Below are 13117 nucleotides of genomic sequence, written 5' to 3' on the forward strand. Positions count from 1 at the left end.
TGACATGCATGATCAATAACTCATAAATTCTTAATTTAATCCGTTATGAATTAGGGCACTTCTACTTTATTAAGAATCTTACTAACGATTTCATCAGAGGATATATTATTCGCTTCTGCTTCATAAGTTAATCCAATACGATGACGTAAAACATCATGTGCTACAGCGCGGACATCTTCAGGAATAACGTATCCACGTCGTTTAATGAAAGCATAAGTGCGTGCTGCTAAAGCTAAATTGATTGACGCACGAGGTGATCCACCAAAACCAATCATTCCTTTCAGCTCTTTAAGATCGTATTTTTCAGGAAAGCGAGTTGCAAAAACAATATCAACAATATAACGCTCGATCTTCTCGTCTAAATAGACTTGACGTACCACCTTACGAGCCTCAATAATTTCTTCAGCCTTCATGATAGGCTTAACATTGAACTTCTCTCCATTAATATTTTGGCGAATAATCAGTTTCTCCTCCTCTAATCTTGGATAGTCGATCACAACCTTAAGCATAAATCTGTCCACCTGAGCTTCCGGCAGAGGATAAGTTCCTTCTTGCTCTATAGGATTTTGAGTTGCCAATACTAAAAAAGGTTCTGGCAATGGGAACGTTTCTTTGCCAATAGTCACTTGACGTTCTTGCATTGCTTCCAGAAGTGCACTCTGAACTTTAGCGGGTGCACGGTTAATTTCATCGGCCAAAACAAAATTAGCAAAAACCGGACCTTTCTGAATCTTAAACGACTCATCTTTTTGACTGTAAACCATCGTACCTACAACGTCGGCAGGCAATAAATCGGGGGTAAACTGAATACGGCTGTATCTAGCATCGATTAAAGATGCCAATGTTTTAATTGCTAAAGTTTTAGCTAATCCAGGAACTCCTTCCAAAAGCACGTGTCCATCAGACAACAGTCCAATAAGTAATGATTCAACCAAATGTTTTTGACCAACAATTACTTGATCCATACCTACGGTAAGATTGGTTACGAAAGCACTTTGTCTTTCAATTCGCTCATTCAATTCGCGAATATCAATTGATTCAGCCATAATTCTTTAATATTTCTATTGTTTAATTATCTATTAATTAAGAGATAAAGAAAAATAATCGTCTCATATTCTCTTTCTGCATTCAAAAGTACATCATAAAATTAACCATTGCAACTAAATTTTATTAAAAAAAGATGTGAAATCTTTAGATTAAGTTACTTTCATATTACATAACATTTCACCCGACTATATTAAAACAATATAGCCGGGTGAACGAGCTTTTTTACATTTATTATTATTTCTTCTGCAATTCCGGAATTTTGATCTTAACTCCATAAGGAACATGATCGGGATTTTTGATCACATCTTTATTATATTTTACAAGATATGGCCACAAAGCTTTAGTCCCATAGAACTTCATAGCTACTCTCGTCAGGGTTTCCCCCTCTTTTATAACATAAGTTGCCTTTGTACCGATAACCTTATATCCTACAGAATCGACATTAGGAAGTTGCTTCGATTCACTAACAACTCGAGATTCTTTCCTATTCTCAATCGTTTCACTCTTCAATTTAGGCAACGACTGATCTTTAACTTTAGCGACCTCTTTGATGCTTTTTTCAACTTTCAATTTAGAAGAATCGGGCGACAAGGTATCTTTAGGCACTATCGTATCAATAGGGGCAACCAGTTGTACCGGCGATTGCTTAGCAATAGTCGTAGGAGGGTCAAGCTGTTCTGTTACAGATTGAGAAGAGAGTAAATCTGGGTAATAAATCAACAATACAACGCCACCACATAATACCAATACTATAGCAATCGTAATGACCAAGGATAAAGCAGACGATTTCTCTTTTCTCTTTGAACCACCTATCCCTTTATCACTATGCAATGCAAACCGATCATTCTGTAATTCTAGAGCAATAATCTCTTCGGCAGTTAGTCTACGCTGTGGTTGAGTTTCTGGTTGTTGTTCTGCTTGTTGTTCAGTAGGCATCTCAACTTCTTCTTCAACTAAATCTAAAGCCGAGTCAGGTTTCACTTCAACCTCTTGGAGTAATTCTTCATGATCTCCAGTCAGATCTTTCTCTTGACTAGTGGTAATAACCTCTTCTTGGCTAACAGTAGCAACCTCCTCCTGATCATCTCCTTCAATTTTCCCTTGGGATTGTTCTTCAGAAGGAGACTCATCAATCTTCGTTTCAGAGTTCTCACTAACGTCAGCAGATTCATATATCGATTCTTCAGAAGACAGATTATCAAAGTCCGATTCATCATTATCAAGATCACCATCAATAATGGGAGTATCTTCCAACACCACGCTATCACGCAGTGCAACCGTTTCAAAATGCGAGAAAGGTTTATTTACGACTTCACGGACTGTAGAATCTGGAGTAAAAGAGACCTTAGTATGCCCTTTTATCTCAATCCGTTCCCCTGTATTAACGTCAACACTTTCGCGACTTTCGACATCAATAAGCTTAAACGTACCCAATCCTTTAATCTTAACATACTTATCATTTTCTAAAGCTTGCTCAATCAGAACAAAAAACTCTTTAACAAATGCTTCAGCATCTTTTTTACTCAGCCCATGTTTATCGGCGAGTAAATCCGTAAGGTCTTGAATAGTCAGTTTATCATTCATATCAAAAGTCTTTTATTTAAACTTGTCTTTAAGCAAAGGACTAGGACGATAACTCAGAACAAGTTTAGGTGGTATTAATAATCGTTTCTTACTTACCGGATTAACCGAAATACGCTCCGACTTTTTCTTTACCTCAAAAGAACCGAACCCCTGTATAGACACAGAATTCCCTTCTTGAAATCCTTGTACCATACCAGACAACAAAGAAGATATAAGTTCAGAAGTGTCTTTCACTGTATATCCCAACCTATTAGATAATTCTGATGTAAATTCTTTATTATTCATTACACAACTACTTTTCCATAAAGATCAAAGTCGTCAGAGTCCAATATTTCAACGGTATAAAATTCACCAAAAGTAAGCTCCTGGTCTTCCTGTTTAATCAAAACTTCCGGATCGACCTCCGGAGAGTCAAACTCCGTACGTCCAATATAATATTCACCTTCAAGGCGATCAATAATCACTTTAAATTGACGACCCACCTTAGCCGCATTCAATTCTGCAGAGATACCTTGTTGAATGTCCATCAATTCAGCTAGTCTTTTCTGCTTAACCTCTTCCGGTACATTATCTTCATGTTGATCAGCCGCATAGGTTCCATCTTCTTCTGAATAAGCAAAAGCTCCCATACGATCAAATTTAACCGTTCTCACGAATGTTTTAAGCTCCTCAAAATCTTCCTCTGTCTCCCCTGGATAACCAACCATCAAAGTTGTTCGAAGATGAATGCCAGGCACCTCTTTACGGAATTGCTCCATCAAATGATAAGTTTCATCTTTAGACACGTTTCGACGCATACGTTGCAAAACGCTATCACTGATATGCTGTAATGCAATATCCATGTATTTACAAACGTTATTACGTTCTCTCATCACTCGGAACAAATCGGTTGGGAAATGAGCAGGATAAGCATAATGTAGTCTAATCCATTCCACTCCAGGTATATCAGAAATTCTCTCGATCAGTTCAGGCAACATTTGTTTTTTATACAAATCAACTCCATAATAAGTTAACTCCTGAGCAATCACCTGAAACTCTTTCACACCTTGACTAACCAAATATTTCACCTCATTGAGAATTTCATCCATTGGCTTAGAAACATGGCTTCCGGTCATGATAGGAATAGCACAATAAGCACATTTCCGGTCGCATCCTTCAGAGATCTTTAAATAGGCATAATGTTTTGGAGTCGTCAACGTCCGTTTATAAACAGACTCATCATTATAAACTTCCCCTAGATCATTAATGAGTTGGCTCCAATTAAACTTACCATATATCTTATCAATCTGTGGAATCTCCAAAGACAACTCTTTAAGGTATCTTTCAGACAAACATCCCATTACAAAGAGCTTCTCAATTGAGCCTTCTTCCTTAGCTTGAGCAAATTCCAAAATTGTATTAATAGATTCTTCTTTGGCATCATTGATAAACCCACAAGTATTGACCACAACGATCTCTCCTTTTGGATTTTCGGGATCATGATTAACCTTATATCCATACTTTTCAAGCTGAAAAATTAATTTTTCAGAATCCACCAAATTCTTAGAGCATCCTAAGCTAATAATATCTATATTTTTTCTTTTCATGCGTTATCTCCAAATAAAGAATCCACAAATTCATTCTTGCGGAAGACTTGTAAATCCTCAATACCTTCTCCTAAACCAATATATTTAACCGGTATTTTAAACTGATCAGATATGCCAATGACAACTCCACCCTTTGCTGTACCATCTAATTTCGTAATGGCCAAAGAAGTAACTTCAGTCGCTAACGTAAATTGTTTAGCTTGTTCAAATGCATTTTGTCCAGTAGAACCATCAAGAACAAGCAATACCTCGCTTGGCGCATTAGGTAACACTTTCTTCATCACGTTCTTGATCTTGGTTAATTCGTTCATTAAGCCCACTTTATTATGCAAACGTCCTGCTGTATCAATGATAACAACATCAGCTCCATTAACGACTGCCGAGCTTAGTGTATCATAAGCTACAGAGGCTGGATCTGCGCCCATTTTCTGTTTAACGACAGGTACCCCTACTCTTTCTCCCCAGATCACCAATTGTTCAACAGCAGCTGCTCTAAACGTATCTGCAGCTCCTAAATAAACAGATTTTCCGGCTTTCTTAAATTGATAAGCCAATTTACCGATCGTTGTCGTTTTTCCAACTCCATTGACGCCGACTACCATAATGACATAAGGAGACTTTGATGTATCCACATCAAAATCAGTAACATCATCAGAGTTGTTTTCAGTAAGCAACGCAGCGATCTCATCACGTAAAATATGATTTAGTTCCTGAGTGTTAACATACTTGTCTGTTGCTGCACGTTTTTCGATTCTTTTGATAATATTCAACGTCGTTTCAACACCAACATCAGAAGTGATCAGAACCTCTTCAAGGTTATCCAAAACTTCATCGTCTATTTTTGTTTTTCCGGCAACAGCACGAGCGATCTTTCCGAAAACGCTCTCTTTGGTTTTAGATAATCCCTTATCTAAAGTCTCCTTCTTTTCTTTGGAAAAAAAACTAAAAAATCCCATATTTACGTTATTTGCATCATATATTATTTCACAAAGATATAATAAAGGATTGTAAAAGTAAAAAAAGAAGCAAAAAAAAACCTCCCATCACACGATGAGAGGCTTTTATATTTATAATAGCCACAAAGGCTAATTAATTATTTCTTAAAAAAGTCTTGAACTTTTTCATTAAGAACCATTTGTTCATCAAATGTGTAAGCACCAGTTTTAGCTGATTTTACCATTTTGATAACTTTTGTATAAGCACGACCCTCTTTAGTTCCGTCGTGCAAACTTGCTACTACTTTCTTAGCCATGGGTTATACGTCTTTATTATTTAATTTCTTTGTGAACTGTTACTCTCTTCAAAATTGGATTGTATTTTTTCAACTCCAATCTTTCAGTTGTATTTTTTCTATTCTTAGTAGTGATATAACGAGATGTTCCCGGCATTCCGCTATCCTTGTGCTCTGTGCATTCAAGAATCACCTGCACTCTGTTACCTTTTGCTTTTTTTGCCATTGTAAGTTTTCTCCTCTACGTTTAGCCGATTATTTTAATGCTTTTCCATTCACAGAAACCTTTTGCTACAGCATCTTTTAAAGCAGCATCCAGTCCTTTTTTGTTGATTACACGCAATCCGTTAGCACTAATGCTAAGGTTGATCCAACAATCTTGTTCTACATAATAGAACTTTTTATTAAACAAGTTTACATCAAAGCTTCTTTTAGTTCTTCTCTTTGAGTGTGAAACGTTGTTGCCAATCATGGCTTTCTTTCCGGTAATTTGACAAATCTTCGACATTTCTATCTTATTTTTATAGTTTTTATCCTTACTTATTCCAAACAGAGCGCAAAGTAAGCACTTTTATCCGTATAAAACAAGGTTTTTTTTAATTAATTCTCCCCAAAGCATCAATTTTTCCTTATCCAATCTTATCAATAAGCAACAATAAGGCATTATTACACGCTCTCTCAATATTCATCAGACGTCCTCGGTTTATTTCCTGCTTCAAAGTTTGGATTTCATTTTTATAGGCAACAGCAATCCAAACCGTGCCTACCGGCTTATCTACCGTACCCCCTCCAGGGCCAACAATTCCAGAGGTCGCCATAGCACAATCGGTACCCAACAAGCACTTCACTCCATTCACCATTTCCACTACCGTCTGTTCACTAACTGCGCCAAACTTGGCTAACGTATCAGTCGAAACTCCCAGGACCTGAGATTTAATTTCATTTGAATAAGCGACCACGCTGCCTTTATAATACTCAGAAGCCCCGGCAATAGAGGTAATACATGCAGCAAGGCCTCCTCCAGTACAACTTTCGGCTGTAGAAACCGTCAGCCCCTTTTCCTTAAGCTTCTCACCTAGAATAACCTCAAGAGGCGTATCATCTTCAGCATAAACAGCATCACCCAAAATCAATTTAAGATGATCGACCCGAGCAGACAACTCCGCCTTGATCCCTGCTTCATCCTGTCCGCGTCCTGTCAACCGCAGACGAATAATTCCAAGCTTAGGCAAATAAGCCAATTTAATCCACTCCGGCAAAGCCCCTTCAAACGTTTCCAATTTCTCCGCCAAGACTGATTCTGGGTAATTCTTTACCCAAATCGTCCGATGCAGAATATAATCCGAACGAAAAGTGGCATGCAATCGAGGTAAGATCTCTAAATTCATAACGGTCATCATTTCCAGGGGCACCCCCGGCATAGAAACGAGAACTTTTTTACCACGTTCAAACCAACTAACAGATGCCGTACCCACTGTGTTATTTATAACCACACAATCACGTGGCACCATCGCTTGACTTCTATTCAAGCCGTTCATCGATAATCGATCGCCCAAAACTGTTTTTATATTGTCGTACACCTCCTGACTGAAAACCAAGTCGGTATTAAAGAACCGACAAAGCGTTAGTTTAGTTATATCATCCTTAGTTGGACCCAATCCACCGGTAACTAGAACCAAATCCACCCTTTTCATCGCTTCGGTCACCGCTTCTAAAATTTCTTCTTCGCGATCACGAACAGAGACCTTACGAATCACTTCGATGCCGATTTTATTTAATTCTACGCCCATCCAAGCCGAATTCGTATCCGTTACCTGCCCTATTAAGAGCTCATCACCAATGGTTATTATTTCTGCAAACATACGATCATTACCTTTCTGTCTAAGAATAAAAAAACAAACGAGCACATGCTTTAATCACATAAAAGCATCGTTTTCATCGATAAAAAAGATGAGTTACACCCTATTTTAGGGTTACACGCGAGTAAGCGGGCAAATCTATCGAACAAAAATCTTGATCAAGATACTTAAAATAACCCGTAATTGCAATCATTGCCGCATTATCCGTTGTATAACTAAACTTCGGAATAAAAATTTTCCAACCGTACTTTTCGGCATGTTCACGAAAAGCATTACGTAAGCCATTATTGGCCGACACACCACCAGCTACAGCAACCTCATTAATATGATATTGTTTAGCCGCCTTTCTTAACTTATCCATTAAAATGTCTACAACCGTTGCTTCCAACGAAGCAGCAAGATCATTTTTATTTTTTTCTATAAAGTCAGGGTCCTCTTTCAACCAATCGCGGAGGGAATACAAAAACGAAGTTTTCAATCCACTGAAGCTATAATCCAGCCCTTGAATATGAGGTTTACTAAATGAGAACGCCTTAGGATTTCCTTGACGAGCCAATTTATCAATAATCGGTCCACCTGGATAACCAAGTCCCATCACTTTAGAACATTTATCAATCGCTTCGCCAGCAGCATCATCAATCGTCTGTCCAAGGATTTCCATATCATTATACCCCTTGACCAAAATGATCTGAGAATTTCCTCCGGAAACGAGCAAACACAGGAAGGGATAATTAGGTTGAACATTTTCCTCATCTTCCGATTTAATAAAATGAGCTAAAACATGCCCTGTCAAGTGATTAACATCAATCATTGGTATATTAAGCGAACGTGCCAAACCCTTAGCAAAAGAAACACCAACCAATAAAGACCCCATTAATCCAGGACCACGAGTAAAAGCAATAGCATTCAATTCTTCTTTAGATACCCCTGCTCTCTTAAGCGCCTCATGCACTGTCGGAACAATATTTTGTTGATGTGCACGCGATGCTAATTCAGGCACCACTCCGCCATAGGCCTCATGTACAGCCTGGCTAGAAACCACATTCGACAGCAAATATCCATCTTTGATGACTGCTGCCGAAGTATCATCACAAGAAGACTCTATACCTAATATTATTATACTCATAATTCTTATAAACTATAAAACGATACAAAAGTAATCATAAAAGTAGGATTCATAACGAAGTATTTTATATTTTTGTTCTCAAAATAACAACATCCCCTATTAAAACAATAAAAAACACCTTACGCTGGATAGTTTACATCATACTTGGAGGGTATATCGGAACTATCATCTTGCTAAACATCCCCTATGTTCAGCAAAAAATGACAGTTGTCATATCAAAAGAGCTATCCCAGATGCTCCATACCAACGTTCGCATTGGTAAAGTTAATCTAGGTTTACTCAACCGCATCATTGTTGACGACATGTTAATCGATGATCAAAGTGGAAAGCAGCTCTTAAAGGTGACCCGTTTATCGGCTAAGTTCGAATTAAAATCAATATTAGAAGGTAAAATTTCTATCAACAGCGTGCAGCTCTTTGGATTCACGGCACAATTAAATAAGCAAACTCCACAATCCGCTTCGAATTTTAAATTTGTTATAGATGCTTTCGCTCCAAAAGACACGATCAAGACGGAGTCGAATATCAATCTACGCATTAATTCAATATTGATCAGACGAGGTAAAGTTTCCTACGACGTGTTATCAGAAGAGGAAACTCCGGGCACCTTCAACCCGAACCACCTCGAAGTCCACAATATTATAGCCAACCTCTCGCTTAAAGCTCTAACGCCCGATTCTCTGAATATGGGCATTAAACGCCTCAGTTTTGACGAGCAATCCGGCTTTAGTTTAAAAAAGCTCAAATTAAAACTCATAGCCAACCGTAAAAAAGCACAAATAGAACATTTCACGATCGATTTCCCTGAAAGTTCGATTCAGATGGGTAACATCAGTTTAATGTACTCTGCACCGGATGCTTTTGAACATATAGCCGACAAAGTCGCTTTCTCGATGCGCATATTACCCACCTCATATGTGACATTAAAAGACATTTCTTCTTTTGTTCCGGCATTAAAGAACTTCAAAGAACCAATTTGGTTGGATCTACAAGCCAGAGGAACCATAAACCAGTTGAGTTGTCCTCGATTCGCTTTATCGACCGAAGATCGCACCTTTAGCCTATCCGCTGAAGGAAGCGGTCAAAACCTAACACATCCCGAAGAAACCTATATCTTCGGCAAGCTATCCGAATTGAACATCAGTAAGCGAGGTACAGGATTCTTGGTGCGTAATTTAAGTCATGATTATAACGGCATTCCTCCCATCTTAGAACATCTAGGTGACATTTCATTTAAAGGAGAAGTTTCGGGATATTTCACCGACTTGGTTACTTACGGAATATTGCGCACTGACGTTGGTACCATCAGAACAGATTTGAAACTAACAACGCAAAAAGAAAAAAAGATATTAGGCTATTCGGGAGCAATCAAAAGTGAACGTTTAAATCTAGGTCTATTGACCGGAAACAATAAGCTTGGCATGGCTTCTTTTAACTTTGACCTCAATGGTACTTACAGTGATGCTGCAACAATAGCAAGTGAAGTGAAGGGACAATTAAGTGCTATCGACTACAACCACTACACTTACGAAAACATCACCGTCGACGGGAAATATTCGCCAAAAGGATTCGAAGGAAAATTAAACATGAACGATCCAAACGGACAACTAGCCATTAACGGCTCTATTGATCTTGCAGCCCGAACACCAATTGTCAAGTTAACGGCACAACTATCGAACATTCGCCCCTACCAATTAAAGCTAACTCCAGATTATAAAGATGCCGAAGTCTCTCTAAGCTTAAAAGCTGACTTTCGAGGCGACAAACCTGACAATTTAGTTGGTGAAATCAATATTGATAGTCTGAAATTCCAATCCTCCGAGAAGAATTACTTTATGGATAACTTTGTCCTCAAAACATATAAAGATGCCGAAGGAAATCACTTAAAAGTTAATTCCGATTTTATGACGGCCGACTTAAATGGCAATTTCCGCTATCATACCTTACCGGCAAGTATTATGAAGGTCGCTCAACGTTATTTACCATCATTGATCTCACCATCAAAGAAAAAAGCGGTAGAGACCAACAACGCCTTTACCTTCAAAATAAAGGTCTTAAATACAGATTTACTAAATACTGTGTTTAAAATCCCCGTAACATTCTATAGTCCCTCCGCGCTAGAAGGTTATTTTTATGAAAAAACCGGCCAATTACGGATCGAAGGATACTTCCCGCAGTTGCAATATAAAGATGATTTTGTCGAATCAGGCATGTTCACACTCGACAATTCGTCCGATTGTTTACATTCTAAGATTCGATTCACCACCCTTCAAAAAGAAGATGCCATCAATTATGCTTTAGATATCAAAGCCAAAGAAGACAAGATAAGTACCATCGTAAATTGGGGCAATAACTCATCTGTAACCTATAGTGGCAAACTCGATGCTATAGTTCAATTTCTAAAAACAGCAGATGAAAAGCCAATTCTAAAAACAGTGGTCGACATCCATCCAACAACTATTATTCTAAATGACAGTGTTTGGAACTTAAATCCATCCAGAGTCACTCTTGAATCGGGTAATATCTCCATTGACAATTTTTTATTTAATAATCACGACCGTTACATTCGCATAAATGGACGCATATCGAAAAGCGACCAAGACACAGTGAAGGTCGATTTAAAAAGGATTAACGTAAAATACGTCTTCGACATCGTAAAAATATCGGATGACATACATTTTTCAGGTGATGCAACAGGGACAGCCTACGCTAGTGGAATGCTTAAAACTCCAATCATGGAAACCAAGTTGCATGTAACAGACTTTGCTCTCAACAACGGACGATTCGGAGACTTAAATATTTATGGGATGTGGGATAACGAGAAACGAGGCATTCTTCTTAATGGCCATATAGAAGATGGCGAAATCTACCAGTCGGATGTGGTGGGTTACATCTTCCCATTAAAACCGGAAAGTGGACTCGACTTACATATCACTGCAGGTGGTCTAAATATTAAGTTTTTAGAAGAATACATGAGTTCAATTGCCAAAGATATTGAGGGACGAGGTACCGGCAAAGTGCGTCTGTACGGCAAATTTAATGCCTTAAACCTTGACGGCCAAGTTAAGACAGATGCTTCTATGCGATTCGACATTCTTAACACGCGTTTTGCTATTAAAGATACGATACATCTTGCTCCTACCGGACTTACCTTCAATAATGCCAAGATAGAGGATGCAGAAAAGCATGAAGGAACCTTAAATGGTTATTTGCATTTCAAACATTTCAAGGACATGAAATACTTCTTTGAAGTGCAAACCAAAAACATGCTAGTGATGAATACGAAAGAATCGACCGATTTGCCTTTCTACGGAACCATGTATGGTACAGGCAACGCCGTATTAAGTGGGAATGCCATACAAGGGCTCGATGTAAACATCGCTATGACCACCAACCGTAATAGCACCTTCACTTATATCAACAGCAGCGTTGCTTCTGCAACCAACAGCCAATTTATCAAATTTGTAGATAAAACGCCGAAACGTATTCTGCAAGATACCCTTTCCACTCCTTTCTACTACGATAAGTTTAGAGAAAAAGCACAATCCAAAGAAGAGGACGAGTTTACAAGCGACATCCGCCTCAATATCTTAGTCGATGCTACTCCGGATGCCACAATGAAAATCCTTATGGATCCTATAGCCGGAGATAACATTACCGCTAGAGGTTACGGCAATATCCGTACCGAGTTTTATAATAAAGGTGACGTCAAAATGTTTGGAAACTATCAGATCACACAAGGAGTTTACAAATTCAGCTTACAAGAAGTCATTCGAAAAGATTTTCAGATACGGGAAGGAAGTAGTATCATGTTCAATGGCGCTCCACTTGAAGCCATATTAAACATTAAAGCTTCTCATACAGTCAACTCCGCTTCACTCAATGACCTCATTCCTGAAGCGTCGACTTTCATCCAGCAACCAAACGTTCGGGTAAATTGTATCATGGATCTTACAGGGCTATTGCCTCACCCCTCCATTAAGCTAGGTATTGAACTTCCCAACGAACGAGATGAGATTCAAACTCTCGTACGCAACTACATCAGTACCGACGAGCAGATAAATATGCAGATTCTATATTTACTCGGTATAGGTAAGTTCTATACCGATAACTCGATCAATAAAACTCAGAACTCGAACTTAATGCCTTCCGTGATCTCTTCAACGCTATCGGGACAACTAAACAATGCTTTATCGCAGATATTGAATAGCAACACCTGGAACTTCGGTACCAATCTAAGCACAGGCGAAAAAGGATGGACTGATGTGGAAGTACAAGGCATCTTATCGGGACAATTGCTCAATAATAGACTCCTGATTAACGGTAACTTTGGTTATCGAGACAATCCATTGGCTAATACAAACTTTGTTGGAGACTTCCAAGCTGAATGGTTAATGACCCGCTCAGGCGATTTTCGTCTAAAAGCTTATAACGAAACCAACGATCGATATTATACTAAAACCAATTTAACGACTCAGGGTATAGGAATCATTTATAAAAAAGATTTCAATAAATGGAGCGACCTATTCTTCTGGAACAATTGGAAAATCAGAAACAAGCAGCGTCGCGAAGCAAAACAGAAAAAAGAAAAGGAAAACAAAGTAGAACTATCGAAATAATTTCATCCATCAAGACAACTCAAATACGACTATAAAAAAATCATCGCCCCTTTCGATCAAATCTA

At 38.4% G+C, this 13117-nt stretch carries 11 protein-coding genes; 1 reads left to right on the top strand and 10 read right to left on the bottom strand.

Annotated features, from left to right (window positions below):
• Positions 1–50 precede the first annotated feature (50 nt).
• From AC4PG5_RS04215 to tsaD, 10 genes are all read right to left on the bottom strand, one after another.
• Positions 51–1046 (bottom strand): AAA family ATPase, encoded by a 996-nt coding sequence (locus AC4PG5_RS04215; protein WP_492030200.1) that lies wholly within the window; start codon positions 1044–1046, stop codon positions 51–53.
• Between the two features lie 235 nt (positions 1047–1281).
• Positions 1282–2631 (bottom strand): HU family DNA-binding protein, encoded by a 1350-nt coding sequence (locus tag AC4PG5_RS04220; protein ID WP_492030201.1) that lies wholly within the window; start codon positions 2629–2631, stop codon positions 1282–1284.
• A gap of 12 nt (positions 2632–2643) precedes the next feature.
• Positions 2644–2916, bottom strand: a complete 273-nt coding sequence (locus AC4PG5_RS04225) for an HU family DNA-binding protein (RefSeq protein ID WP_492030202.1) — start codon at positions 2914–2916, stop codon at positions 2644–2646.
• On the bottom strand, positions 2916–4217 hold the full coding sequence (rimO, locus tag AC4PG5_RS04230) for a 30S ribosomal protein S12 methylthiotransferase RimO (protein ID WP_492030203.1): 1302 nt from the start codon (positions 4215–4217) through the stop codon (positions 2916–2918). Before rimO ends, AC4PG5_RS04225 begins: the two co-directional genes overlap by 1 nt.
• Positions 4214–5173 (bottom strand): signal recognition particle-docking protein FtsY, encoded by a 960-nt coding sequence (gene ftsY / locus AC4PG5_RS04235; protein WP_492030204.1) that lies wholly within the window; start codon positions 5171–5173, stop codon positions 4214–4216. Before ftsY ends, rimO begins: the two co-directional genes overlap by 4 nt.
• A gap of 137 nt (positions 5174–5310) precedes the next feature.
• Positions 5311–5469 carry a DUF4295 domain-containing protein gene (locus AC4PG5_RS04240; protein WP_492030205.1) on the bottom strand — a complete coding sequence of 53 codons (159 nt, stop codon included), beginning with the start codon at positions 5467–5469 and terminating at the stop codon, positions 5311–5313.
• 16 nt (positions 5470–5485) lie between these two features.
• Entirely contained in the window at positions 5486–5674 is a 189-nt protein-coding gene (gene rpmG / locus AC4PG5_RS04245) for a 50S ribosomal protein L33 (protein ID WP_002560155.1), read from the bottom strand.
• Positions 5675–5695: 21 nt separating this feature from the next.
• Positions 5696–5956 carry a 50S ribosomal protein L28 gene (gene rpmB / locus AC4PG5_RS04250; protein WP_492030206.1) on the bottom strand — a complete coding sequence of 87 codons (261 nt, stop codon included), beginning with the start codon at positions 5954–5956 and terminating at the stop codon, positions 5696–5698.
• A 121-nt stretch (positions 5957–6077) separates the two neighbouring features.
• Positions 6078–7310 carry a CinA family nicotinamide mononucleotide deamidase-related protein gene (locus AC4PG5_RS04255; RefSeq protein WP_492030207.1) on the bottom strand — a complete coding sequence of 411 codons (1233 nt, stop codon included), beginning with the start codon at positions 7308–7310 and terminating at the stop codon, positions 6078–6080.
• A gap of 100 nt (positions 7311–7410) precedes the next feature.
• Positions 7411–8433 (bottom strand): tRNA (adenosine(37)-N6)-threonylcarbamoyltransferase complex transferase subunit TsaD, encoded by a 1023-nt coding sequence (gene tsaD / locus AC4PG5_RS04260; RefSeq protein ID WP_492030208.1) that lies wholly within the window; start codon positions 8431–8433, stop codon positions 7411–7413.
• 200 nt (positions 8434–8633) lie between these two features.
• On the opposite strand from tsaD, the gene AC4PG5_RS04265 reads away from it, so the two are divergent.
• Entirely contained in the window at positions 8634–13052 is a 4419-nt protein-coding gene (locus AC4PG5_RS04265; RefSeq protein ID WP_492030209.1) for a translocation/assembly module TamB domain-containing protein, read from the top strand.
• Positions 13053–13117: the final 65 nt, after the last annotated feature.

It is taken from the genome of Bacteroides sp. QWL-09 (genome assembly GCF_058683585.1).

Coding starts and splice junctions, on each gene's coding strand:
- AC4PG5_RS04215 (WP_492030200.1), bottom strand. CDS start 1,046: ATGGCTGAATCAATTGATATTCGCGAATTGAATGAGCGAATTGAAAGA.
- AC4PG5_RS04220 (WP_492030201.1), bottom strand. CDS start 2,631: ATGAATGATAAACTGACTATTCAAGACCTTACGGATTTACTCGCCGAT.
- AC4PG5_RS04225 (WP_492030202.1), bottom strand. CDS start 2,916: ATGAATAATAAAGAATTTACATCAGAATTATCTAATAGGTTGGGATAT.
- rimO (WP_492030203.1), bottom strand. CDS start 4,217: ATGAAAAGAAAAAATATAGATATTATTAGCTTAGGATGCTCTAAGAAT.
- ftsY (WP_492030204.1), bottom strand. CDS start 5,173: ATGGGATTTTTTAGTTTTTTTTCCAAAGAAAAGAAGGAGACTTTAGAT.
- AC4PG5_RS04240 (WP_492030205.1), bottom strand. CDS start 5,469: ATGGCTAAGAAAGTAGTAGCAAGTTTGCACGACGGAACTAAAGAGGGT.
- rpmG (WP_002560155.1), bottom strand. CDS start 5,674: ATGGCAAAAAAAGCAAAAGGTAACAGAGTGCAGGTGATTCTTGAATGC.
- rpmB (WP_492030206.1), bottom strand. CDS start 5,956: ATGTCGAAGATTTGTCAAATTACCGGAAAGAAAGCCATGATTGGCAAC.
- AC4PG5_RS04255 (WP_492030207.1), bottom strand. CDS start 7,310: ATGTTTGCAGAAATAATAACCATTGGTGATGAGCTCTTAATAGGGCAG.
- tsaD (WP_492030208.1), bottom strand. CDS start 8,433: ATGAGTATAATAATATTAGGTATAGAGTCTTCTTGTGATGATACTTCG.
- AC4PG5_RS04265 (WP_492030209.1), top strand. CDS start 8,634: ATGACAGTTGTCATATCAAAAGAGCTATCCCAGATGCTCCATACCAAC.